26 protein-coding genes and 2 tRNA genes are annotated in these 23,110 nt (G+C 69.8%); 13 read left to right on the top strand and 15 right to left on the bottom strand.

Translation table 11 applies throughout. The features are described from left to right. Window positions 1–420 precede the first annotated feature (420 nt). The gene (locus tag ACVCAG_RS40045; RefSeq protein ID WP_440088100.1) at window positions 421–3,231 is read right to left on the bottom strand and encodes a BTAD domain-containing putative transcriptional regulator; all 2,811 of its coding nucleotides are present in this window, start codon (window positions 3,229–3,231) and stop codon (window positions 421–423) included. Between the two features lie 132 nt (window positions 3,232–3,363). On the opposite strand from ACVCAG_RS40045, the gene ACVCAG_RS40040 reads away from it, so the two are divergent. Continuing rightward, the gene (locus ACVCAG_RS40040) at window positions 3,364–3,783 is read left to right on the top strand and encodes a hypothetical protein (RefSeq protein WP_440088101.1); all 420 of its coding nucleotides are present in this window, start codon (window positions 3,364–3,366) and stop codon (window positions 3,781–3,783) included. Here ACVCAG_RS40040 and ACVCAG_RS40035 read toward each other — a convergent pair. Beyond that, entirely contained in the window at window positions 3,771–4,481 is a 711-nt protein-coding gene (locus ACVCAG_RS40035) for a winged helix-turn-helix transcriptional regulator (protein ID WP_440088102.1), read from the bottom strand. The genes ACVCAG_RS40040 and ACVCAG_RS40035 overlap by 13 nt on opposite strands. A 148-nt stretch (window positions 4,482–4,629) precedes the next feature. On the opposite strand from ACVCAG_RS40035, the gene ACVCAG_RS40030 reads away from it, so the two are divergent. Beyond that, window positions 4,630–5,469 (top strand): class I SAM-dependent methyltransferase, encoded by an 840-nt coding sequence (locus ACVCAG_RS40030; RefSeq protein ID WP_447191361.1) that lies wholly within the window; start codon window positions 4,630–4,632, stop codon window positions 5,467–5,469. Further along, complete coding sequence (locus ACVCAG_RS40025; RefSeq protein ID WP_440088104.1) at window positions 5,430–5,657, top strand: hypothetical protein; 228 nt, start codon at window positions 5,430–5,432, stop codon at window positions 5,655–5,657. Before ACVCAG_RS40030 ends, ACVCAG_RS40025 begins: the two co-directional genes overlap by 40 nt. Before the next feature lie 116 nt (window positions 5,658–5,773). Here the strand turns inward: ACVCAG_RS40025 and ACVCAG_RS40020 are convergent, their stop codons facing one another. The 3 genes from ACVCAG_RS40020 to ACVCAG_RS40010 all read right to left on the bottom strand — a co-directional run bounded on the left by ACVCAG_RS40020 (window position 5,774) and on the right by ACVCAG_RS40010 (window position 6,812). After that, complete coding sequence (locus ACVCAG_RS40020) at window positions 5,774–6,307, bottom strand: DUF429 domain-containing protein (RefSeq protein ID WP_440088105.1); 534 nt, start codon at window positions 6,305–6,307, stop codon at window positions 5,774–5,776. Window positions 6,308–6,323: 16 nt separating this feature from the next. Next, on the bottom strand, window positions 6,324–6,506 hold the full coding sequence (locus ACVCAG_RS40015) for a hypothetical protein (RefSeq protein ID WP_440088107.1): 183 nt from the start codon (window positions 6,504–6,506) through the stop codon (window positions 6,324–6,326). Window positions 6,507–6,739: 233 nt separating this feature from the next. After that, a tRNA-Arg gene (locus ACVCAG_RS40010) sits at window positions 6,740–6,812 on the bottom strand. Between the two features lie 259 nt (window positions 6,813–7,071). On the opposite strand from ACVCAG_RS40010, the gene ACVCAG_RS40005 reads away from it, so the two are divergent. Both ACVCAG_RS40005 and ACVCAG_RS40000 read left to right on the top strand, forming a co-directional pair. After that, complete coding sequence (locus ACVCAG_RS40005; protein WP_440088108.1) at window positions 7,072–7,797, top strand: hypothetical protein; 726 nt, start codon at window positions 7,072–7,074, stop codon at window positions 7,795–7,797. Between the two features lie 251 nt (window positions 7,798–8,048). Beyond that, the gene (locus ACVCAG_RS40000) at window positions 8,049–9,005 is read left to right on the top strand and encodes a D-alanyl-D-alanine carboxypeptidase family protein (RefSeq protein WP_440088110.1); all 957 of its coding nucleotides are present in this window, start codon (window positions 8,049–8,051) and stop codon (window positions 9,003–9,005) included. Here the strand turns inward: ACVCAG_RS40000 and ACVCAG_RS39995 are convergent. The 6 genes from ACVCAG_RS39995 to ACVCAG_RS39970 all read right to left on the bottom strand — a co-directional run bounded on the left by ACVCAG_RS39995 (window position 8,942) and on the right by ACVCAG_RS39970 (window position 14,354). Next, on the bottom strand, window positions 8,942–9,169 hold the full coding sequence (locus tag ACVCAG_RS39995; protein WP_440088111.1) for a DUF397 domain-containing protein: 228 nt from the start codon (window positions 9,167–9,169) through the stop codon (window positions 8,942–8,944). The genes ACVCAG_RS40000 and ACVCAG_RS39995 overlap by 64 nt on opposite strands. Window positions 9,170–9,307: 138 nt before the next feature. Further along, entirely contained in the window at window positions 9,308–9,913 is a 606-nt protein-coding gene (locus ACVCAG_RS39990; RefSeq protein ID WP_440088113.1) for an RcpC/CpaB family pilus assembly protein, read from the bottom strand. 291 nt (window positions 9,914–10,204) lie between these two features. Next, window positions 10,205–11,014 carry an S-methyl-5'-thioadenosine phosphorylase gene (locus ACVCAG_RS39985; protein ID WP_440088115.1) on the bottom strand — a complete coding sequence of 270 codons (810 nt, stop codon included), beginning with the start codon at window positions 11,012–11,014 and terminating at the stop codon, window positions 10,205–10,207. A gap of 304 nt (window positions 11,015–11,318) precedes the next feature. Continuing rightward, entirely contained in the window at window positions 11,319–11,678 is a 360-nt protein-coding gene (locus ACVCAG_RS39980) for an FmdB family zinc ribbon protein (RefSeq protein WP_440088116.1), read from the bottom strand. Between the two features lie 343 nt (window positions 11,679–12,021). Then, window positions 12,022–13,527 carry a potassium/proton antiporter gene (locus ACVCAG_RS39975; protein ID WP_440088118.1) on the bottom strand — a complete coding sequence of 502 codons (1,506 nt, stop codon included), beginning with the start codon at window positions 13,525–13,527 and terminating at the stop codon, window positions 12,022–12,024. A 245-nt stretch (window positions 13,528–13,772) separates the two neighbouring features. Next, window positions 13,773–14,354, bottom strand: coding sequence for a 5-formyltetrahydrofolate cyclo-ligase (locus ACVCAG_RS39970; protein WP_440088119.1), 582 nt, complete (start codon window positions 14,352–14,354; stop codon window positions 13,773–13,775). 46 nt (window positions 14,355–14,400) lie between these two features. On the opposite strand from ACVCAG_RS39970, the gene galU reads away from it, so the two are divergent. The 7 genes from galU (at window position 14,401) to ACVCAG_RS39935 (ending at window position 19,320) form a co-directional block, all read left to right on the top strand. Then, on the top strand, window positions 14,401–15,300 hold the full coding sequence (galU, locus tag ACVCAG_RS39965; protein ID WP_440088121.1) for a UTP--glucose-1-phosphate uridylyltransferase GalU: 900 nt from the start codon (window positions 14,401–14,403) through the stop codon (window positions 15,298–15,300). 5 nt (window positions 15,301–15,305) lie between these two features. After that, window positions 15,306–16,493 (top strand): molybdotransferase-like divisome protein Glp, encoded by a 1,188-nt coding sequence (gene glp, locus ACVCAG_RS39960; RefSeq protein ID WP_440088227.1) that lies wholly within the window; start codon window positions 15,306–15,308, stop codon window positions 16,491–16,493. Between the two features lie 20 nt (window positions 16,494–16,513). Beyond that, complete coding sequence (gene moaC / locus ACVCAG_RS39955) at window positions 16,514–16,984, top strand: cyclic pyranopterin monophosphate synthase MoaC (protein WP_440088123.1); 471 nt, start codon at window positions 16,514–16,516, stop codon at window positions 16,982–16,984. Between the two features lie 166 nt (window positions 16,985–17,150). Further along, complete coding sequence (locus ACVCAG_RS39950) at window positions 17,151–17,624, top strand: molybdenum cofactor synthesis domain-containing protein (protein ID WP_440088125.1); 474 nt, start codon at window positions 17,151–17,153, stop codon at window positions 17,622–17,624. Between the two features lie 55 nt (window positions 17,625–17,679). Further along, entirely contained in the window at window positions 17,680–18,324 is a 645-nt protein-coding gene (locus ACVCAG_RS39945; RefSeq protein ID WP_440088126.1) for a GNAT family N-acetyltransferase, read from the top strand. Between the two features lie 124 nt (window positions 18,325–18,448). Next, window positions 18,449–19,189: a divisome protein SepX/GlpR gene (sepX, locus tag ACVCAG_RS39940; protein ID WP_440088128.1), complete on the top strand. Its 741-nt coding sequence runs from the start codon at window positions 18,449–18,451 to the stop codon at window positions 19,187–19,189. A gap of 57 nt (window positions 19,190–19,246) precedes the next feature. Beyond that, window positions 19,247–19,320, top strand: a tRNA-Ala gene (locus ACVCAG_RS39935). Window positions 19,321–19,512: 192 nt separating this feature from the next. Here the strand turns inward: ACVCAG_RS39935 and ACVCAG_RS39930 are convergent. The 4 genes from ACVCAG_RS39930 to ACVCAG_RS39915 form a co-directional block, all read right to left on the bottom strand. Further along, window positions 19,513–20,106 (bottom strand): hypothetical protein, encoded by a 594-nt coding sequence (locus ACVCAG_RS39930; protein WP_440088130.1) that lies wholly within the window; start codon window positions 20,104–20,106, stop codon window positions 19,513–19,515. Between the two features lie 133 nt (window positions 20,107–20,239). After that, window positions 20,240–20,674, bottom strand: coding sequence for a tyrosine-type recombinase/integrase (locus ACVCAG_RS39925; RefSeq protein ID WP_440088131.1), 435 nt, complete (start codon window positions 20,672–20,674; stop codon window positions 20,240–20,242). Window positions 20,675–20,804: 130 nt separating this feature from the next. After that, entirely contained in the window at window positions 20,805–21,794 is a 990-nt protein-coding gene (locus ACVCAG_RS39920; protein ID WP_440088133.1) for an alpha/beta fold hydrolase, read from the bottom strand. Window positions 21,795–22,243: 449 nt separating this feature from the next. Then, the gene (locus ACVCAG_RS39915) at window positions 22,244–22,717 is read right to left on the bottom strand and encodes an anthrone oxygenase family protein (RefSeq protein WP_440088135.1); all 474 of its coding nucleotides are present in this window, start codon (window positions 22,715–22,717) and stop codon (window positions 22,244–22,246) included. A gap of 191 nt (window positions 22,718–22,908) precedes the next feature. Between ACVCAG_RS39915 and ACVCAG_RS39910 the strand changes: the two genes are divergently transcribed. Continuing rightward, window positions 22,909–23,052, top strand: a complete 144-nt coding sequence (locus tag ACVCAG_RS39910) for a hypothetical protein (RefSeq protein ID WP_440088137.1) — start codon at window positions 22,909–22,911, stop codon at window positions 23,050–23,052. Window positions 23,053–23,110: the final 58 nt, after the last annotated feature.

The following is a 23,110-nucleotide window of genomic DNA, read 5'->3' as shown; positions in this document are numbered from 1 at the left end:
GGCGGCGACGTGCGTCATGCCGTCGAGCGCGGCCACCTGGTGGCACTGCGCGAGGGCGTCGGACTCGATCCAGCTCGCCGGGGAGGCGAACACGGCGACGGTGGCCGGACCCACGGCCGCGGTGGACGGCAGCGGGGACTCCGGCCGGGAGTCGTGCTGGGACAAAGCGACTCGCTTCCCTCAAAAGAGTGTGGGCTGACAGCGTTACGGCGCGAGCCGGCGCCGTGGCATCTCGGAGTGGCGGGAGGCGTCCGTCAGAGCGTCATGGACACAACGTTCCCTGAGCCCACCACACGGGGCAAGCGGTTTTCGGCCGTGCGAGCCTGCACGTTTGGCAGGCCGGGACCTCGGTCGCACTCGGCTTCGTCGTCGACGGGGCGCCGGCCCCGCCGCACGATCCCGAGTGCGAGTTCGCCGTCCTCAGCCGGGCGTGAGGCAGCCGGTGGGGCCCTCGCAGTACTCGACGGCCTCGGCCAGGCCGAGTGCGGCGCCCTCGGCGAAACCGGCCTCGTATCGGGAGTCCCCCGCCAGCGCGCGGGCCGCCGCCTCGCAGCGGGCACGGGCGTCGCGCAGCTCCGGAGAACCCATCTGGGGGTGGCCGTAGTCGCGCCACAGCTGATGACCCAGCCCCAGCAGCCGGGCGGCGCGCTCGCCGTCGCCGGCCGTGACCGCGACCTGGGCGAGGGTGTCGGCGCAGTTGGCCATGCCGAGGCTGTCGCGCAGCAGGTAGCGGGCCCGCAGCGAGCCGGCCGCCAGCGCCGCCGCCTCGTTGAGCCGTCCCATGACCAGGGCGACCTGGCTGCCGATGTAGTCGCCCCACGACCGGGTCCAGATCTCGCCCAGGCCCTCGGCCACGGCGCGGTGCTCGGCCAGGGTCACCTGCGCGCCATGCGGGTCGCCCGCGTGCAGGAGCGCGAACGCGCGCGAGATGAGCAGCGTCAGCAGCCGGGCGGGCGGCCCGTCGCCCCCGCGGTGGCGGGCCACGGCCCGCCGGGTGGCGGCCTCGGCCACGGCGTGCTCCCCGGCCAGCGTCGCCGCCACCGCTTCGAGGTGGAAAGCGTAGATCAGCGCGTCCTCCGCCTCCACGGTCCCGGCGCCTTCGGCGATCACCGAGGTCGCGGCGGCCAGGCAGTCGGCGGCCAGGCGGCGGGTGGCCGTGAGGTCCCCCTGGCCCACGGTCAGGTGGCCGCAGGCCCACAGTGCCTTGGTGCGCTGCGGGGAGGGCTCGGCGGCGGCGGCCAGAGCGCGGTCGAGGTGGTGGCGGCCCTCGCGCAACCGGCCGCACGCGGCCCACAGGGGCCACAGGGCGGCGGCCAGCTCAAGGGCGCGCAGGCGTTCGCCGGGCCTGCTCACGCCGAAGTCGAGGGCGGCGCGCAGGTTGGCGTCCTCGCGCAGGAGGCGGTCGCACCACTCGACCTGGCCGGGGCCGAACCACTCGGCCTCGAACCGTAGCGAGAGAGCGTGGTAGTGGTCGCGGTGCAGCCGGGCGGACCGCTCCTCCTCGCCGATCTCCCGCAGGCGCTCCCGGCCGAACTCGCGGATCGCGTCGAGCAGGCGGTACCGGCCGTCGCGCTCGCGCATCACGATCGACTTGTCGACCAGGCCGGCCAGCACCCGCCACACGTCGGTGGTGTCCTCGCTCACGCCGACGTCCTCGGCCGCGCGCAGGTCGAAGGTGCCGGGGAAAACCGACAGCCGCGCCCACAGCGCCCGCTCCCCGGCCGAACAGAGCTGGTGGCTCCACTCGATGGCGGTGCGCAGCGTCTGGTGCCGCGCCTGAGTCGTGCGGGTGCCACCGAGCAGCGCGAACCGCGCGTCGACGCGCTCCAGCATCTCGGCGACCGTCATCACGCGCAGCCGTACGGCGGCCAGCTCGATCGCCAGGGGGATGCCGTCGAGCCGGTCGCAGAGCCGGGCGACCTGGTCGTGGTGGCGGGTGAGGGCGAACTCGCGGTCGACGTCCCTGGCCCGCTCGGCGAACAGCGCGGCGCCGTCGCCGCTGCCCGCCATCGGCCGCACGGCGTACACGCGCTCGCCGGGCAGGGCGAGGGCCTCGCGGCTGGTGGCCAGGACGCGCAGGCCGGGCGCGCCGCGCAGCAACGACTCGGTAAGGTGCGCGCAGGCCTCCACCAGGTGCTCGCAGGTGTCCAGGATCAGCAGGGTCCGCCGGTCGGCGAGGTGGTCGCGCAGTTCGTCGGCGGGCGGCCGGGCGGTCTGCCCGGCCACGCCGAGAGCCTCGCCGACGGTCTCGGCCACCAGGCCGGGGTCGCCCAGCCCGGAGAGGTCGACCAGCCAGACGCCGTCGGGGGTCTGCGGCGCCAGGTCGCGGCCGACGTGGACGGCCAGCCGGGTCTTGCCGACGCCGCCGACGCCGGTGAGCGTGACGAGCCGCGACCCCGCCAGCAGCCGCGCGACCTCGGTGACCTCGGCCCGCCGCCCGACGAAGGTGGTCGTGTCGGCGGGCAGGTTCCCGCGCGTACGGACGACCGGCCCCGGCAGCAGCGCCGGATCGGCCTCGATGATGCGCTGCTGGAGGGCCACGAGCGCGGGCCCGGGAGCGAGGCCGTGCTCCTCGGCCAGGCGAGCCCGCAGGTCGCGGAAACTCTCCAGCGCCTCGGTCGGCCGCCCGGCTCGGTAGAGCGCCAGCATGTGACTCTCCCTGAGCCGCTCGCGCAGCGGGTGGGTCTCGATGAGCGGGCGGATCTCCTGGAGCGCGGCCTCCGTGTTGCCGCGTGCCAGCTCGATCTGTGCGAGATCCTCGATGACGGCCAGCCGCTGGTCCTCCAGGCGGCTGCGGGCGGGCTCCACGAACGCGCCCGACGCGTCGGCCAGGGCGGGCCCGCGCCACTGCGCCAGGGCCTGCCGGAGCATGCTGGCCGCCTCGGGGGGTGGCAGCCTGCGGGCGCGCTCGGTCATCTCCTCGAACCTGGCAAGGTCGAGCGTGCCGTACCCGGCGGCGATGCCGTATCCGGCGGGGCCGGCCATCACGGCGTCCTCGCCGTCGAGGTCGCGCAGCGCCATGCGGATGGCGTGGATTCCGGTCTGGATCTGCTGGCGGGCCGTCGCCGGGGCGGCGCCGCCCCACAGGGCCTCGCAGATGGCGTCGACGGAGAGCAGGCGGCCCTCGTTGAGCAGCAGCAACGCCAAGAGTCCGCGCCGCTGTGAGCGGGGAACGGAGACGCGAAGCCCATCTCGCTCGACCACGACAGGGCCGAAGACCGAAAACTGCATCGATGTGCCGTCCGTCCCCTATTACGTGCTAGGCGGCTCCTGTGTAGCGAATGCGTAGTGATCATGTCAACTGTGTGTACGGCGTCCCGCGATCATCGTGAGCACCACTCCGAATCTCCTGGGGGAACCACCGTGCGCAGCAACCTCCTCAGCCGGACCCTGGTGGTCGCGGCCGCCGCCGGGCTCGTCGTCGCCACCGCCACGCCCGCCAGCGCGTACACCTCGTACATCGAGCTCAAGCAGAGCGGCAACATGGCCGCCATCGTCTGGTACAACTCGGGCACCCACAACATGGCCAAGGGTCGCAACTCCTTCACGCTGCGGGCCGCGGCGGGCACGACGTGGGCCAAGCTCCTCTACACGACCCAGTACGCCGAGGGGAAGTGGAACTCCACCCACAAGGTGACCACCAGCGGCGGCAACGCGGCCGAGATCACCTTCAGCGACTACAAGTCCGACACCTCGCGCCACTGGATCAAGTACCGCCTGTGCATGTACCGCGGCGGCACGGAGACCTGCTCGGTCAACACCATCACCGACTACATCGACTGACCGGTCCCGAAAGGAAGCGGCCTGACAGGCCGGGGCACGGAGGCCCATTCGGGAAGCGTGAACCACATGGGTACGGCGCGGCGTAGCGCTTCGGGACCCCGCACCTCGACCGCGTGGGCGCGCAGCGCATCCGACCAGCTCAGGTTGCCGCGCCAGACCTCGACCATGCTGCGCAGGCCGGCGGTCACCGTCACGGTCACGGCGTGGCCGGGGTCTGTGTCACAGACGTCGACCTCGCCACGTGTGATCACGAGCCACCAGCGGCGACTGCTGGGCGGCACGTCCGGGAACCGGAACTCGATGACCGTCCGCCCGTCCGGAACGGCGGTCTGGTCAACGTTGCGGTGCATGTCCCACAGCAGCAGCTTCGGGTCCAGGTCCTCGTCGCCCAGCTCTCCGATCCAGCGGATGCCCCAGGCGGCGAGCGCCTCGACCACCGGTCGCAGTTCGTGGCCGGCCTGGGTCAGGACGTATCGCACATCGTTGTCCTCGGCGTGCCTCTCCACGATGCCGGCATGTGTGAGCTGGTGCAGCCGTCGGGACAGCAGCGTGGGGGACATGCGCGGCAGACCGCGACGCAGCTCGTTGAAACGCTCGGTCCCGCACACCAGTTCCCGGATGACGAGCAGCGTCCAGCGTTCGTCGAGCAGTTCCACGGCCTTGGCGACTGGGCAGAACTGGTGATACGAGGAGCCCATGCTCCGCAGTCTAAGCTCAGCCGCCATGAACGCCAGAGACACCCGACCGGGCCTTGGCCGGGTGCTGGTACAGATCGTGTACTAGATGGCGAACCCGTCCTTCCTTACCGTCGATCCCAGTTCACCGCGGCGATGAGGGAGAAGCAAGATGAACGTACAGAGCGACGCGTTAGAGGCCGACCGCGCACTGAAGGCCAGGCATCGCAAGATGTGGGCGCTGGGCGACTATCCCGCGGTCGCCGCCGAGATCATCCCTGATCTGGGCGCGATCCTGGTCGAGGCCTGCGGGGTGGGACCCGGGGACCGGGTGTTGGACGTGGCCGCCGGGTCCGGCAATGCCGCCATTCCCGCAGCGCTGGCCGGGGCGAGCGTGGTGGCCGGCGACCTGACCCCGGAACTGCTGGAGGTGGGACGGGCCCTGGCCGCGCAGCGCGGCGCAGAGGTCGAGTGGCGGCAGGCCGACGCGGAGGCCCTGCCGTACGCCGACGGTGAGTTCGACACGGTCTTGTCCTGTGTGGGGGTCATGTTCGCTCCCCACCACCAGGCCAGTGCCGACGAACTGATCCGGGTCTGCCGCCCGGGCGGCACGATCGGCCTGCTCAACTGGACGCCGGAGGGGTTCATCGGTCAGATGTTCGCGACGATGAAACCGTATGCGCCCCCACCTCCGCCCGGCGCGCAACCCCCTCCGTTGTGGGGCAGCGAGGATCACGTCCGTGCGCTGCTCGGGGACGCGGTCACCGATGTCGTCATGCGTCGGCAGACGGTCACGATCGACCGGTTCGCTCACCCCAGCGCGTTTCGTGACTACTTCAAGGCCAACTACGGCCCGACCGTCGCCGTCTACCAAGGGATGGCCGGGGACCCCGACCGGATCGCCGCCCTGGACCACGCTCTCACCGAACTGGCCCGCCGCCATCTACAGGGCGAGGAAAAAACGGTGATGGAATGGGAGTACCTCCTCCTCACGGCACGCAAGCGCGGCTGACGACAAGAACCGTCGGCGGAAGCCCAGGTGAAACGGCACAGGCCGATGAGCAGGCCATCGCCCGCCTGCCCGCCCGCCTGGCCACCCACGCCCGCCGCCGTTACCTGCGGATCGAGCGCACCTGGCCCTGGGCACAGGCGTTCGTCCTGGCCTGGCAGCGCCTCACCCGGCTACCGGCCCTCACCTGACGCCGGACCCTCGCCTCAACGAGCAGAAAGGAGCCCGGCCCCGGGCCCGTGGAACCCGGCGCCCCGCAGCGACATGCGACGGCCCACCCCATCGAGTCTGATGGCGACATGGTCGATCAGGCCCAGATCGCGCAGGACAGGCCGTCGCTGAATGTCTGGGGCGGGCTGGGGACGGACTGTGCCCGACCCATGGTGATGCGTTGTGCTGTCCAGGCCGCGACTGCGGCGTCAAGGACGTCGTCCACCTTCGCCATTGCGCAGGCCAAGCCGATATCTCCAGGAACCACGATGCCCGCCTCGGCCAGCAGGGCACGCCGGTGCTCCACGCCCGCCCAGACGGTCTTGCGAATGGGGAGAGGGGCGCCCGCCAACCGGGCGAAGCAGAGTTCGGGATGGACTTCAACCACGTGCTGCCGCGCCTGGCGAACCCACCGGTCGACCTGCAGCAGTTTCTCTTTCAGGCCGAAAGCCTGTTGCGAAACCTTTTCGTCGGCCAGGCGGAGGTTGATCGCGACAGCCGATGAGTGATCGTCCGCCTCCATCGCAGCACGGGTCGGAGTGATGAACACCGATTTCCAGCGCGGGCCTACCTCCCGACGCGCCAGCACATCGGCCTGCCGACGCCCGTGATCAGGAAGACCGATCGGCATGTCGACGGTGATGACCTCAAGATCGCCCTCTCTCTGCGAGGGAGACGAGATCGCCGATCTGCGCCGCGAAGTACACGCTCAGACGGCCTTCACCGAGCGCGATACCGATCCAGCCCTTCTTGCATCCGTCGATACCCAGCACTCGCTTGCCGTCCATGAAGTCATGGTCACCTGAATCGGATGTTTTGTCGCCCTCCATGTGAAACTCCGGGCGGGCAAGCGGTCGTCGAAAAGATCGGTAGGAAGGCATCTCTCGATGGTCTGACGGCTCTGTTTCGACGCGTGAGCTGCAGAAACCCGCTCAAGATCAACCTGTGAACAGACCGTGACCAATGAGTCAGGGCTGCGTTCGGTGACCTACGGCCACACACGACGCATGCCTGACCTGAGAAGCACTCTCGGGTCAGACGACAGATCGCAAGGTCAACTAGGTGCCCCCGGCATGATTCGAACATGCGACACCCGCTTTAGGAGAGCGGTGCTCTATCCCCTGAGCTACGGAGGCAGGGGCTCCTAGTAAGAGTAGCGAAAGTGGCGAGTGGTTGCGCGCTCCGAGGGGGAGTTGGGGGCAGAGGATGGGTTATCGCTTCGCTGGCCTGGAGTAAAAGGGCGGCAAGTGGGCGGGTGTGGGGTGGTGGGCGAGGTTAGCGTCACGTTCCGTGATCGACAGGCGACGGAAGCGCATTCGCGGGCATCGCGCCCTGCGACCGGTGGTGTTGTGTGGTGCGATGCTGGCGCCCGCGCTTCTGGCCGGGGGGTTGCTGGTGGCCGAGCTCACCGGCTACGAGGCGGCCGTCCGGATGACCGACGCCGATGCGGAGCCTGAGGGACCTGGAGAGGTCGAAAGGCGCGGAAAAGCCGAAGAGGCCAGGGAAGCCGCACAGGCGGAAGAGACGGAAGAGTTCGAAAGGTCCGAGGAAGCCGAGACGCTTCGCGACGACAGGGGTCTCTGGGCGAAGGGCGGGGAGCGGCGGGGCTCCCTGGAGAGTGGGGGAGCTTGGAACGGCACGACGTCCCGGCTGGGGGCCGGGGGGCCTGACGGGTCGCCGGACGAGGAGCCGCCGGGGGACGCGGTGGCCGTGGTGCCGGTCGTGGTCGGGCCCGTGCGGAGCCGGATGTTCGAGCCGAGGCTGGTGCCTCCGCCGTTGCGGCCGGAGCGGGTGTACGGGGGGTGGGTGCCCGTCGCGGCGAAATCGGGAGTGCGTCGTACGGAGGAGGACCCGAGCGAGCCCGGCCGGCTGGATGATGCCCGTGAGGCGAACGGGACGGATGGTGCGGGTGAGACAGATGTGGTCGTCCCCATAAAGACCCGCCCGCAAGGCTCCAGAGGGCCACGGAAGGTGGCATTGCCGCCCTCTGTGGCACTTGAGCCTCGGGGGGAGCGGACGCCGCCACTCGCGCCACCTGAGCCCCGCGACGGGTGTTCGGCGGAGTGGAAGGGGACGTGGCTCTGGGAGGTCTGTAAGAAGCGCGCGCGGCAAGAAGTCTGACTTGTCCGGTCCCAAAATGGGGTGTTCGGCGCATAACGGCTGTGGAGAGTCTGGCCCGTGCACTTGGTCAGCTGTAGTAGCGTGCGTGCCTGACCCAGGTCACGAGTTCGCAAACGGAGGGGTCGAACGTGCCACCTCGTCGATCAGCGGGTCTGATCGCCGTCGTCGCGACGATGACTTCCTTCCTGCCGGGAGCCGCTGCCGCGCAGCGGGCGCCGGCGGAGGTTCAGGCCGTCGTTGCCGCGGAGCCGGTGAATCTCACAGAACTGCGTCGTGAGGCGGAGAAGGCCGCCAAGGATCTTGAGGCCGCGACCAAGGCGCTGGAGCAGAGGCGGACCCAGATCCGCACCTCGGAGAAGAAGCTCTCCACCAAGCTGCGGGAGCTGCAGGTGGCCGAGAGGGCCTTCGCCCAGATGCGGCAGCCGCTGTCGGACCTCGTCGGAGTGCTCTACCAGCAGCCGAGCGGTGGGGACGTGGCCGGTTTCCTGTCCGGTGAGTCCGACACCGACACCCTGCGTGCGATGGCCGGTCTCACCCAGATCGTCGCCGAGCGCGACCTGATCCTTGAGGACAGCAGCCGCCTGCAGCTGGAACGGGAGCGCCTGGCGGGCGAGGCGCAGGAACTCCGGGCGAGCAACCTCCTCGCGGAGGCGCAGATGGGCGCCGAGATCGAGACGCTCAGGGTGCGCTCGCAGAAGATCGTGCAGTCCCTGACCAAGGCGCTGGTGAAGCTGGGCGTCAAGATCGACAAGAAGGGGCGTCCCGCGGCCGGGTGCGACCCGACCAGGGCGACCTCGATGAGCGAATTCCCCAACGGCCTCATCCCGCAGGCCTACCTCTGCCCCCTCCAGCAGCGGGGCAACCAGCTGCGGGGGGACGCTGCGCTTGCGTTCATCAGTCTCAACGAGTCGTACAAGCGGCAGTTCGGCAGGCCGATGTGCGTGACCGACAGCTACCGGAGCCTGGCCGAGCAGCAGTCGGTCTACTACACGCGTCCCGGCCTGGCGGCGATCCCGGGCCGCAGCAACCACGGTCTGGGACTCGCCGTCGACCTGTGCGGGGGCGTCGAGCGCTTCCGCTCGGCCGAGTTCAACTGGCTGGAGACCAACGGCAAGAAGTTCGGCTGGATCCACCCCAAGTGGGCCTACGTCAGCCCCTTCGAGCCCTGGCACTGGGAGTACGACCCCAAGATCGGTTCCCTGCTGTAAGAGGGGCTGCGGTCTCGCGGCCCCTGTCTCCGAAGTCGGTGTTCGGCGGCAGATCCGGTCTCTCCGTTGCGGATGCCCGTCAGGAAGCCGTTCCAGGCCCCCGGGGAACAGGCCCTCGGGAAGAAGGTCGGCGCCGGGCCGGACGGGTCCTTGCTGTCGCGCACGGCGACGAGCCCCGGCAGGCGGTGGCCACCTCGACGCAATCGTTGTTGGGGCCGCTGAGGGGAGGCATGCGGAATTCGGGTACGGCGACCGGATCTTTCTCGGCTCGGACCGCCGCGCCCTCATTGATCGAGGGAGATTCATTCCGTGCGGGAGCCGATCGTGATGGAGAGCCGCCCGCCGGCCTGGGCGGAGGCCAGCTCGGTCGCCTGGGCCGACGTGGTGGCGAGCACGACGAGCGCGCCCCGCTCCGACTCCCCGCCCGGGGTGGCCAGGACCGTGACGTCTTGGGCCGCGACGGTCGCCGGAGCATCGCCGTCCCATGTCGAGCTGGCGGCGAGCACGTCCACCACATCACCCGGGGAGAGCAGGCGCGCGGTCTCGGGATCGGCGACGCGTACGGGGGTGGCGACCGTCCCCTCACCGTGGGCGGTCAGCAGGCCGGGGCCGAGCAGGCGGACGTCGGTCAGCGGTTCGCCGCGCCGCGCGGGACCCGTCAGGATCTTTCCCGCGTACGGCGTGCCGGGCCTCAGGGCGCCGTCGGGGACCGTACCGGGTCTCAGCGGGGCCGGTGTCAGGTCGGCCGGCTCCAGCACGCCTCCGGAAAGATCTCTGGCGGCGGTCAGGACGGTCACCGAGGCGGTGTCCGGGCGCAGCGCCAGCACGGCGCATCCCATCGCCAGGGCGGCGACGGCGGTGGCGATGAGACGGTGACGGCGGTCGAGGAAGCGGCGCAGAGCGCGCATGGCTGACTCCAAGGGTGGGAGCCGGGCGGCGCGGTGCCCGTGATGGATGGGACATCCCCGCCGAGTGGTGGCGTGGTGCCCGTGGCGGGTGGGACGCCCCGCCGAGTGGCGAGGCGGTGCCCGGGGTGGATGGGACGCCCCGCCGATCGGCGGGACGGGGCGGGGCGGGGCGGGGCGGATCGAGGATTCTCGACGGATCCGGGTGGCGTGGCCGGGGGAGCGGGATTCAGCCCTTTTCGGGATTCGTCGGTTACTCACCTGGTGGTGATGCCGGGTGCGCCGGCCACAGGATCAGCCGGGGAGGTCGAAGGGGAGCTTGAGGCCGTCCAGGGCGTTCTGGCAGGGGCAGGTGCGTTCTTCGGGGAGGGCGGCGACGATGTCGCCGACGAGGGAGCGCATGCGGCCGACGTTGGTGGCGAAGAAGGCGAGGACCTCGTCGTGGGTGACCCCCTCGCCCGCCTCGACCCCGGCGTCGTGGTCGGTGACGAGGGAGACCGAGGTGTAACAGAGAGCCAGCTCGCGGGCGAGGGCGGCCTCGGGGGAGGCGGTCATGCCGACGATCGACCAGCCGTTGCCGCTGAACCAGCGGGACTCGGCGCGGGTCGAGAAGCGCGGGCCCTCGATGACCACGAGGGTGCCGCCGTCGGTCACCTCCCAGTCGGCGGAACGCGCCGTGGAGACGGCCGTCGTGCGACCCGAGGGGCAGTAGGGGTCGGCGAAGGCGACGTGGACGACGCCGTCCGCGTCGTAGTAGGTCTGCACCCGGCCTGAGGTGCGGTCGACGATCTGGTCGGGGACGACCAGGGCGCCGGGGCCGATCTCGGCGCGCAGGGAGCCGACCGCGCTGGGGGCGAGGACCTGGCGGACGCCTAGGGAACGCAGTGCCCACAGGTTCGCCCGGTAGGGGATCCGGTGCGGAGGGAAGCGGTGGTCGCGGCCGTGGCGGGGCACGAAGGCGACCGAGCGCGACCCGATCCGGCCGACGGTGACGACATCACTGGGAGGGCCGTACGGCGTGGTGATCTCGACCTCTGTGGCGTCGTCGAGCAGGGAGTAGAAGCCCGAGCCGCCGATGACTCCGATGTCCGCGCGAGTGACCATGGAGCCGAGGTTAGCGCCACGGGCCGGTCCCTGAGGAGCCAGGGTGAAGGCCTGTGGATAACCGCGTCCCCGGGTAGCCGACCGATCACTTTCGGTGAAAACGGTGGGATGTCGATCGGAGGTCGTACAAGCTGTGCCGAACCAACCGCGGGCCGTCCTGTGATCACCGGCGGCGCACGGAGGGGCCGGGGCTCGTCGACCCCGCTTCGGCCGGTGGGGGGCGGGTGGGAGGCCATGGTCGGGGCGGCCGGTCGGACGGCCGCCCGGGGAGGGGGTGGTGGGTTCGAGGGGGCGGGGACGCGGCTCAGGAGGCCGCGGCGGCCGTGCTGCTCGCGGTCTTCGTCGACGTGGAGTCCGACGAGGACGAGGAGCTCGACGACTTCGACGAGGACGAGTCGGACGAGCTCGACGAGTCGGACGACTTCGAACCGGAGGAATCCGAGGAGCTCGACGAACCGTTCGCGGACGTCACCGTGCTCGACGACGAGGACCGGCTGTCGGTCCGGTAGAAGCCCGAGCCCTTGAAGACGATGCCGACCGCGGAGAACACCTTGCGCAGGTCGCCCGTGCAGCTCGGGCACTCGGTGAGAGCGTCGTCGGAGAACTTCTGGACGATTTCGAACTGGTTGTTACAAGCTGTGCAGGCGTACTGGTAGGTGGGCACGCGCTCCTCCTCGTAATGATCCGCGCCGATTGGCACTCTAGTGGCGCGACTGCTAATGGTACGCAGCCGACAAGCTTAAACGCGAGTCGGAGTCCTCGCATTCCGTAGCCGGATTCCGATCAGATGGGGCCGGACCCCGCTTCGGACGTGGCCCGGCCTGGCGGATCGGGTGTCGCCGGCCCCCGATTCGGATGGGTCGAATCCCGCTTCGGATGTGGCCGGGCCCTGGGGCGGATGCGGCCGGACTCCGGTTCGGATGCGGGCCGCCCTCGGATCGGGTGCCGCCTTCGAGCAGACGCCGATCCAGGTCAGGTGCCGCCTTCGATCAGAGGGCGGATCCCGGTCAGGTGCCGCGTTCGCCGAACCAGCCCGCGAGCTTGCCCTTGCGGCTGATCGCGCGCATCCGGCGTTCGACCGTGTCACGGCAGGCGGCCGTGGTCACCACCAGCAACTGATCGTCGATCCTGATCCTCGTGGAGTCGGTGGGGACGAACGTCCGGCCGTCTCTGACGATCAACGTCACCTGGGCGTCCGTGGGCAGCCGCAGCTCGAAGATCTCCACGCCGTGCAGCTTGGACGTCGGCGGCACCCTGACCTGGAGCAGGTCGGCGTTGAGCTCCTCCAGCGGCGCCGACTCGACCTCCAGGTCGCGGGCCTCGTCGGGGGTGGACAGCTTGAGGAGCTTCGCCACGAACGGCAGCGTCGGCCCCTGCAGCAGGGTGTAGACGATGACGATCACGAAGACCTCGTTGAACACGAACTTGGCGGTGCCGTCAGGAACGGAGGTGGCGGCCCAGGGGATGGTCGCGAGCACGATGGGCACCGCGCCGCGCAGCCCGGCCCACGACAGGAAGGCCTGCTCCCGCCAGCCCAGCCGGTCGATGCGCATCAGCCGGACCAGCAGCGCGGAAACGACGATCGACAGAGGCCGGGCCACCGCGACCAGGATCAGCCCGGCCACCAGGCCGGGCACGATCGCGGACGGCATCTCCGAGGGGCTGGCCAGCATGCCGAGCATGACGAACAGGCCGATCTGCGCCAGCCAGGCCACGCCCTCGGCGAAACCCCGCGAGGCCGCGCGGTGCGGCATCCGGGAGTTGCCCATGACCAGTGCCGCGAGGTAAATCGCGAGGAAGCCGCTGCCGTGCAGCAGCATGGCTCCCGCGTAGGCGACGAACGCGAGCGCGAGCACCGCGATGGGGTACAGGCCGGAGACGGGCAGCGCGATGCGGCGCAGCGCGTACGCGCCGAGCGGGGCGACCGCCAGGCCGACGGCCGCGCCCACCACGAGTTCGAGGATCACCTCGAACAGCGCCGCTCCCAGGCTGGGCGAGGTGGCGGCGCTCAGCAGCATGACGGCGATCACCGTGGGGGCGTCGTTGAGGCCCGACTCGGCCTCCAGGATGCCCGCGAGGCGCGAGGGCAGGGGCAGGCGGCGCAGTACGGAGAAGACGGCGGCCGCGTCGGTGGAGGCGAGGATCGCGCCGAGCAGGAGCGCGGTCCGCCAGTCCATGCCGAGGATGAGGTGCGCCGGGATCGCGACGGCCACGATGCTCACCCCCACGCCGACGGTGGCGAGCACCAGGGCGGTGGGAATGGCTCCCTTGACGTGGCTCCAGGTGGTGGTCAGGCCGCCCTCGGCCAGGATGATCGCCAGTGCGATCAGACCTATCTCCTGCGCGAGCTGAGGGTTGTCGAACTGCAACCCGAACCCGGACTCGCCGACGAGCAACCCGAAACCCAGGAAGATCAGAAGGCTGGGCAGTCCGCTCCGATGGGCGACACGGACTGCGACGATGGCCGCGATGACGATTCCGGCACCGAGAAGCAGCCAGACGTCCAGTCCCATCTGGTCCCCTCTCTGACTCCGGGGACCATTGTGTCGCATTCGGGTGGGGCGCCACGCACGAGCGGCGCGCACTCCCTGTCACGATTCCGACGCCTTCAGCCCCGCGTCCAGCGGCGATTCCGCCGGTCGGTCACACCTACGCCCATCGGTCGGTCACGCCTGCACTTCCCGGTCGGTCACGCTCCGTTCCGCCGGTTGGCCACGCCTGCACTTCCCGGTTGGTCACGCCCCGTTCCGCCGGTCGGTCACACCTCCGCGGCGGTGGTTCTGAAGATCCCCTCGGGGGTCGCCGCGTAGCGGACCGCGAGGTCGTGGGGCTCGGTGGGCACGTCGTCGAGCAGCTCGCCCTCGTGGAGCAGCGCCACCGTCGGCACGTTCGGGCCGACCCTGGCCAGCGCCCGGTCGTAGGAGCCGCCGCCGCGGCCCAGCCGTACCCCGGTGGACCTGTCCACCGCGAGCGCCGGCACGATCACCAGGGCCGCGGTCCTGACGGCGTCGACGCCGCGCCGCGTGTCGACCGGTTCCATGATCCCGAAGCGGCCGGGGGCGAGGGTGTCGGGGCCGTCGTACACCGCCCAGTCGAGATCGTCGTCGTCGCGGAGCACCGGCAGGATCACGGTCGCGCCGTGTTTCCACAGGGCGAAGACCAGCCCGTGGGTCGCGGGCTCCGTACCGATCGACCAGTAGCACGCGACCAGCCCGGCCATCTGGACCCAGGGCCGGTCCAGCAGGGATTCCCTGATCTGGACGGAGGCCGCGTGCCGCTTCTCGTCGGGGATCGAGGCGCGTGCGGCCTCGATCGTGGCACGCAGCGTCAGCTTGTCCACAGGTCCCTCCACTTTGTCCACAGGTCCCTCCACTAAGGTTTCGGTTATGGCCGACTTCGAAGCTGTGACGAAAGCAGTCGTTCCCGCGGCGGGTATGGGCACCCGTTTTCTTCCGGCGACCAAGGCGACCCCCAAGGAGATGTTGCCCATCGTCGACAAGCCCGCGATCCAGTATGTCGTCGAGGAGGCCGTCTCCGCCGGGCTGCTCGACGTTCTCATGGTCACCGGGAAGAACAAGCGCTCCATCGAGGATCACTTCGACCGGGCCCACGAGCTTGAGGAGATCCTGGAGGCCAAGGGCGACGACGAGCGCCTCTCCCAGGTGCGGGAGCCCGCCGACCTGGCCATCCTGCACTACGTACGGCAGGGCACGCCGCGCGGCCTCGGCCACGCCGTCCTGTGCGCCAAGCAGCACGTGGGCGACCATCCCTTCGCCTGCCTGCTCGGCGACGACCTCATCGACCACCGCGACGAGCTCCTCAAGCGCATGATCGAGGTGCGCGGCACGCACGGCGGCAGCGTCATCGCGCTGATGGAGGTCCCCCAGGAGCAGGTCTCCCTGTACGGCTGCGCCGCCATCGAGCCCACCGGTGAGGACGACGTGGTCAGGGTGACCGACCTGGTGGAGAAGCCCCCCGCCGACGAGGCCCCGTCCAACTGGGCCATCATCGGCCGGTACGTGATCGACCCGGCCGTCTTCGAGGTCCTGGAGAACACCCCGCCGGGACGCGGCAACGAGATCCAGCTCACCGACGCGCTCCGTACCCTCGCCGGGCGTGGCGCCGACCAGGGCGGCCCGGTGCACGGCGTGCTGTTCAGGGGCCGCCGCTACGACACCGGCAACAAGCTCGACTACCTGCGTACGGTGGTGCAGTTCGCCGCCGAGCGTCCCGACCTGGCGCCCGAGTTCATGCCCTGGCTCAAGGAGTTCCTGGCCTCGCGATGAGCTCCCTGAAATCGGTCGACGACCATCTCTCCGACATCCTCCGCACCGTGCGGGTGCTCGCCCCGCTGGAGCTGGAGCTGGAACGGGCGCTGGGCACCACGCTGGCCGAGGAGGTCACGGCCCCGGTCGCGCTGCCGCCCTTCGACAACTCGGCGATGGACGGCTACGCCGTGCGGGCCGAGGACGTCGCGGACGCCCCGGTGACGCTCCCGGTGATCGACGACATCGCGGCCGGAGACGGCCGGTTGCAGGCCATCGGTCCCGGTATGGCGATGCGGATCATGACCGGGGCCCCGCTGCCCGCCGGGGCCGACGCGGTGGTCCCGGTCGAGTGGACCGACGGCGGCACCGCGCAGGTCGCGATCGGCCGCCCGGCGGGGAAGGGCCACGCCATCCGCAGGTCCGGGGAGGACGTGCGGGCGGGCGACGTCGTCCTGCCCGTGGGCACCCCGATCGGCCCCGCGCAGCTCGGGGTGCTGGCGGGTGTCGGCCGTCGCCGGGTTCTCGTACGGCCACGCCCACGGGTGGTCGTGATCTCCACCGGAGCCGAGCTGGTCGAGCCCGGCCTGCCCTTGGGACCCGGCCAGATCTGGGAGTCCAACAGCTTCGCCCTGATCGCCGGCGTCCGCGAGGCGGGGGGCGAGGGCTACCGGGCGGGGATCGTCGGCGACGATGCCGCGGGATTCCTCGACCAGCTCGACGCGCAGCTGCTTCGGGCCGACCTCGTGATCACCAGCGGCGGTGTCTCGATGGGTGCGTACGAGCCCGTCAAGGAGGCCCTCGGCCCGCTCGGCACGGTCCGTTTCGAGCGGGTCGCCATGCAGCCGGGCATGCCTCAGGGGTTCGGCGTGGTCGGCGAGGACCAGGTGCCGATCTTCGCGTTGCCCGGCAACCCGGTCTCATCGTTCGTGTCGTTCGTCCTGTTCGTCCGGCCGGCGTTGCGCAGGATGCAGGGCCTGCCCGAAGAGCCCACGCCGACCGTGCGGGCGGTCACCACCGGCCCGATCCGCTCGCCCGAGGGCAGGCGCTCCTACCTGCGCGGCGTGCTCGGCCCCGGCGGTACGGTCGGCCCGGTGCGCGGGCAGGGTTCCCACCAGCTCGCCGCCCTGGCCGCGGCCAACGCCCTGATCGTGGTGCCCGAGGACGTCACCGAGCTTCCCGAGGGTACGGACGTGGAGGTCATTCCCCTGTGAACGAGCGGGACCGGAGCGAAATGACCGGATTCACCCACATCGACGAGACCGGCGCGGCGCGCATGGTGGACGTCTCGGCCAAGGACGTCTCCCTCCGTACGGCGACCGCCACCGGCCGGGTCCTGCTGTCCGCCGAGGCCGTGGCGCTGCTGCGGTCGGGGGAGGTCCCCAAGGGCGACGCGATCGGCACCGCGCGGATCGCCGGGATCATGGGCGCCAAGCGGACCCCCGACCTGATCCCGCTCTGCCACCCCATCGCGCTGCACGGGGTCAAGGTCGAGCTGGTCGTGGTCGACGACGGCGTGGAGATCACGGTACGGGTCAAGACCGCCGACCGTACCGGCGTCGAGATGGAGGCGCTGACCGCGGTGTCGGTCGCCGCGCTCGCCCTGATCGACATGGTCAAGGCGGTCGACCCGGCGGCCGTGATCACCGATGTCCGCGTCGAGGAGAAGACCGGCGGCAAGACGGGGATCTGGACCCGCCCCTGACATCCCGCCCGAGCCATCTCGCTCCGGAATATCCCGTCCCGGGATATTCCGAGGCGGGAAAACACTCCGTCACGACGGCGCCGGATCCCCGAGAGACCGGATCCCGGGTCCTCAGCAGGCCGGGTCCTCGAAGACCGGACCCACGAGAGACTGGGAGGATGAGCCCATGAGAGCTCTGGTGATCACCGCGTCCAACCGGGCCGCCGCCGGGACGTACGAGGACACCTCGGGGAAGCTGCTGGCCGAGCTGCTGGCGGCGGCCGGGTGCGACGTGGACGGCCCGGAGGTGGTCCCCGACGGCGAGCCGGTCGAGGCGGCGCTGCGGTCCGGGGTCGCCGAGGGATACGACGTGATCGTCACCACCGGCGGCACCGGCCTGACCCCGGCGGACCTCACCCCGGAGATGACCCGGAGGGTGATCGACAGGGAGGTTCCCGGCATCGCCGAGGCCATCCGCCAGGTGAACCGGGACAAAGTACCCACCTCCATCCTGTCCCGCGGGCTCGCCGGGCAGGCGGGCAGCACGTTGATCGTCAATCTGCCGGGTTCCTCGGGAGGGGTACGCGACGGTATGGGCGTGCTGTCTCCCGTGCTCAGGCATGCCGTGGACCAGATCCGGGGCGGAGATCACCCCCGCTGATCCGTCTCCCTTGCTTCCATGGCACGCCGGGCCTTCTTCGGGAGATGATGAGGGCGTGGATCGACTTCGTGGCTGGCCGGTGACCCTTACGGAAGGCCCGGTAGGACTTCGGCCGCTGCGGCTGCGGGACGTGCGCGTCTGGCGGGAATCGCGGCTGCGCAACGCGAACTGGCTCCGTCCCTGGGAACCGAGCAATCCCGAGACCCCTCTCTTCAAGACCGGCCTCGGTCCTTACATCTCCATGGCCGGAACCCTGCGCAGGGAGGCCAGGCAGGGTCTCGCGCTGCCGTGGGTCGTCACCTACGAGGGCGCCTTCGCCGGGCAGCTCACCGTGGGCGCCATCGTCTGGGGCTCCGCCAGGTCGGCCCAGATCGGCTACTGGGTGGACGGCGCGCTGGCCGGTCGCGGGATCACCCCCACCGCGGTCGCCATGGCCGTCGACCACTGCTTCTTCACCACCGGGCTGCACCGCGTCGAGGCCAATATCCGCCCAGAGAACCACGCGAGCCGCAGAGTGGTTGAAAAGCTCGGTTTCAGGGAAGAAGGGATCAGACGTCGGCACCTGCACATCGACGGTGCCTGGCGCGACCACATCTGTTACGCACTCACGGTCGAAGACGCTCCGAGGGGGTTGCTCGTACGGTGGCGGCGGGCCCGTGAGGCGGCCGCCCACGGTGGCACTCCGCATGAAGAGGTTTGAAGATCTCGCGACACACCGCATCGAATGCTCGTCAAATAGTGACACGCGGTCTTACGGTGCGTGACATGAGCAGATTGAGGACGCCGGGAGACCATGCGCGTCTTCATGCTGCCCGGAGGTGGCCGTGAGCAGCGGTGTCGTTCTCTACCTGGCCATCGTCGTCATGTGGCTGTGCGTGCTCGTGCCCATGTGGCTGCATCGCGACCGGAACACCCTGGCCGAGACCCACAAGGACATCGAGCCGTACGCCTACGACGAGCGGGCGGTCGACGAGGACTCGGCAGAGACCCTCACCGAGCCCCTGCCCGTCTCCTCCGCCGACCTGCCCGAGTCCTCGCTCTCCCCGGAAGGGGAGGTTCCGTCGCCCGGTGCCGAGGGTGCCTCGCCGGGCGCCCCGGCAGCGTCCGAGACCGGGAGTGAGGCCCAGCCCGCCCGGCCCCCGGCCGGGAAGCCCGCACTCGGCAGGACCGCCGCAGGCAGGGCCGCGTCCGAGCGCCGCCGCGCGGAACTCCGCCGCCGGGGCAAGCAGGTGGCCAAGCGCAGGCGTCTGACGCTCTGGTGCGTGCTGCTCCTGCTCGCCTCCGTGGTGACGGCGGCCGTCCAGGTCATCCCCTGGTGGGGTGTGGCGCCCTCAGTGGTGCTCCTGGGCGCCTACATGGCCGTTCTCAGGGTCACGGTCCAAATCGACGCCGAACGGCGCGAAGCCATCGCCCAGGCCCGCGCGGAACGTGCCAAGCGCGCCCGCCGCCGTGCCGCCCTGCTGGAGGCCCAGCGCCCCGTGGCCGAGATCATCGACCTGGCCGCGCATCGCGACGAGATCTTCGACCAGTACGCGGAGACGCCCCGCCGCGCGGTCGGCGACTGACCCGCGCTCCGGATGGCGCGAGTGCCCCCGGAAGTTTGCTAATCTAGTCCACGTCTTGGGGATGTAGCGCAGTCCGGTAGCGCACTTCGTTCGCATCGAAGGGGTCAGGGGTTCGAATCCCCTCATCTCCACAAGATGAAAGGCCCGATTCCAGATCATGGAACCGGGCCTTTTTGCTGCTCAGGTGACGTGCAGGTCGTCAGGGGCCGGGACCGGGCGGGGTGGTGTCCGTTGAAGGTTCCGGGACGGAGTCAGCGAAAAGTCAGCGGACGTCTTCGGAAGGGATGGCTGCCACCGCTGCGAGGAGGCCGGCCGACAACCGGTCAGGCGGCAGGGTTGTCGAGGATGACGACGGGGGCGTTCTCCACCTCCGGCAACTCGCTGTCCAGGCGCATGCTGGTGGCCGCCTCGATGAAGGCGAACGGCGCACCGCGTTTGCCGCGGTAGTCCTCCGGGTCGAGACCGTCGAGCATGGCGCGGAAGTCGGCCAGGATGCTCGGGTCACCTTCCTCGAAGACGTGCTCGGGGAAGAGGAAGTCGCGCATCCGCGCCCTGATCTCGCCGCCGGCCGCATAGAGGATCGTGTATCCCCCGTTGAAGTGCCAGGTCACCATCCACACGCGTGACTCCGTGCTGAGTGCGGTGAGGACGCGGTCGGAGAGCCCGAAACCTCCGGCGAGGTCGAGGAAACCCCAGGTTCCTTCGCCCTCGGAGACGAGGAGGACGGGGCAACCCTCCTCTCCGGCCTCTTCTCCGGGACACTCCATGACGCGCTGCTCGGGGGCGCGGCCTCCGTTTAACCGTGGCAGGAGGTCGTCCACAGTGAGCTCTTCATCGAGGGGTTGCACGACGGTCCAGGAGAGTGCGTTCTCCAGCCATTGATGCCGCTCGAAGAAATCGCGGTAGTAGTCGATCACATGATCATTGTGATGGAAGCCAGAGACAAAACACGCTCATTTGATGCTTCTTCTCGCCGTCATAGCCCTTTGTCGGAGAACAACCGAAAGACCCGACTCCAGCTCGTGGAATCGGGTCTTCACCGTGTTCGGCCTACGTGGCTGATTCGTCAGCGGACGATTGTTGATCTATGGAGATGACCTCTGGGAAGGAGGCCAGGGAGAAGTCGGCGAACACCGCGCGAGCCCTGTTGTTGCGGTCGCGTGAGGCGTGCGTGTAGCGGTTGAGCGTGGTCGATATCTGCTCGTGGCCGATGAGCACCGCAACGTCGTTGACGGGGACATCGCTGGAGAGGAGCCAGGTGGCGTAGCCGTGCCTTAGATCGTGGAAGCGCAGCCCCTCGCCCGCGTGCTGGGCGAGATGGGAGACGGCCTCCTCCCGCGTTACGAACCGCTTGCGCCGTTCGGTGCCGTTCTTGTCGGTCCAGGTGCCGAGGAAGCCGTCCCCGAGGTCGGAGACCGACCCGAGCGGACCGGCCCGGACGAGGGAGGGCCGCCGGACGCGGGCGCGGAAGGTGTGCCGGCTCATCAGGTTGCCGCTACGGACGGTGAAGACCTAGCCGAGTGGCCCAGCGGGGAAAGCGGTCCGGTGCCGGGTGAGGAGGTCGACCGCGAACCCGGGAAGCGGGACCTCCTGGCGCCCGGTCCTGGACGAGTGCTCATTCGCCTGGCGCGTGTTGCCGGAGGAAGTCTCGCGCCGCGGCTTGTGCCTGACTCGCTTTCGGGCTGAGCCAGAAGCCCAGGTGATCGTCGTGTTCCATCCAGTACCGTTTCGCGCCGGGTATCCGCTCGGCTGCGAACTTCCCGTGGTCGAACGGCACATCGCCGTCTTGTGTGCCGTGGATCAGTAGTGCCGGAGCCGAGATCCGCTCCAGAGGCGGCTTTCCACGTCGGGCTTGCACCGCGTCGTTGTCGGTGCCCGCCCAGCGCTTCTGGTAGGGGAACGTCGTATCGAACATCGCTTTGAAGAGCTCCCGCACATGCGGCGTGTTCATGATGTGCGAGACGCGCTCCGCCCGTTGCCCGTCGGTATAGGTGCTGGTCTCGCTCAACGTCCCCGCAACGATGGTCTCGAACGAGACCTCCGCCGTCAGCCGGGCCAGCTTCTGGCCCACCGTGTCCAGGAACGCTCTCCGCAGTGGCGAGCCCATCCCGGCAGGCTGCGGTTTGCTCACTCCGCCGATGGAGACCAGTGCCCAGATTCGATCCGGATGGCGCGCGGCGAAGGTGTAGCCCACCGGGCTTCCTGCCGAGACCGCGAGGACTCCGACTCGGTCGATGCCGAGCTCGTCCAGCAGAGCCGCGAGCAGATCCGCTTGCTCCTCGTTGGTCCGGCCGCTCTCCAGCGGCGTTCCGAGGTAGCCGGGCCGTGAGGGGCTGAGAATGCGGAACCCGTCCTTTTGCAGCCAACCGGCGAACAGCCGTCCCTGGTCGGCTCCACCGAGCCCGGCGTGAACAGACAGCAGCACAGGGCCTTCTGCGCCGTGAAGGTCGTACTCGATCGGACCGAGCCGTGTCATGGCGGTCCGCAGATCGATCCGGACATCACGGAGGATCGCCCGGCGTGGATCGGTGTCGATGCCGCCGTCCCAGAGGACGAGCCCGGCGACTCCCAGTGCCGGCACCCCGATCAGAACGGCGAGCGTCACACTGACGATCCTGACGACTCTTCGTTTCCACATGGCTTCACATCCTTCGGGTATCCGGTTTGGGTTGACGGCGGTGTCTCGCGGAGAGCCGAGACGCCATCTCGTATGTGCTTCGCAAGCGTGTACTCGCCCGTTGGATGTCGTTACTCCAGTGCTTTCAGGTAGGTGCCTGGGATGTACGTGCGTCCGGCGATCCGTGCCGACGCCGAAGTCATGCCGCCGTTTTTCGCAGTGGTGCCGTGATCTGTCCGATCGCCGAGGGTGTCCGGGGCGCCGTACACGGTGGCCGGGACATCGGCTCCCTTGTCGCCGGCAACGGTCCTGTGTGGTCGATCGATCGACGGCGGCCGAGGATCACCGGCACCGCGGTACCCGATGCCGGGCTGCGGCGGCGACCCGAGACGGAGCTGCCCGCCGTACTTCCGGATCAGGTGAGTCGCCGGGCTCTTTCAACGGGTCTCGGGCCGGGTGAGGACGGCGATGCTGATTATCAGTGCAAAAGCAGACAAAGCGGTCAGAGTGCGGATCGTGTGGAAGAGCTCCCACCTTTGCAGGATCTCGGTGTGACCGGCCGGGGCGGAGGCGGCGGCCCATCGCCTGATGTGGGCGTGCAGCGGGATGTTGCCGAAGACCGTCACCAGCAGCGAAGCCACTGTCAGGGCGCCGGCCCCGAGCGCCAGGCGCCGTGGCAGGCCGTGGCAGACGACGGCCAGGCCGAACGAGGTGAGGATCGCCAGCGCCATCGCACTCTGCATGATCGGCTCGTTGACCTCCATCATCGCGGTGTGGAAGGTCAGACGCACGTCCAGCGGGACGGTCCCGAAGGTGGGGACCACGTTGGCCGCGCCGTACCCGAAGGCTCCGGCGAGCAGTCCGGTGGCCAGCAGTGCGGCCCCGTGGACGTATCTGACTGGGGTTCTCATGGCCGTAATCGTCGCTTGCCCGCCGACGCCGGTCGTCGCACCGCAGGAGACTTTCACCTGTACGACATCGGGAGGAGAGACCGTCTCTCTACGACACCGGGAGTAGGCACGCGCCATGGCGCCACGCGGATGAGGAAGGTCTCATCTCGCCAGTAAGGTGCAGAGGGGTTGATCCGAGCGGGCGCGCCAAGGTGTCCGACATCGTCGCCGGTATGGCCCTGGCGGTCGTGCTCGGTGCCGGAGCCACGACGGTACCCGGCGTCGGGCCGCTGAGCCACGTGGTGGTCGCGATCGGCTGCCTCGCCGGACATGGGGGGAGCGGTATCCCGTGCTGATCGAAGAGCTCGGCAAGCCCCGCAACGACCGATCGATCCCGATCCCGGGATTTCGGCG

This window comes from Streptosporangium sp. G12, from assembly GCF_052983175.1.
The sequence above is the reverse complement of the archived record's forward strand: the minus strand, read 5'-3'. Positions and strand labels throughout refer to the sequence as shown.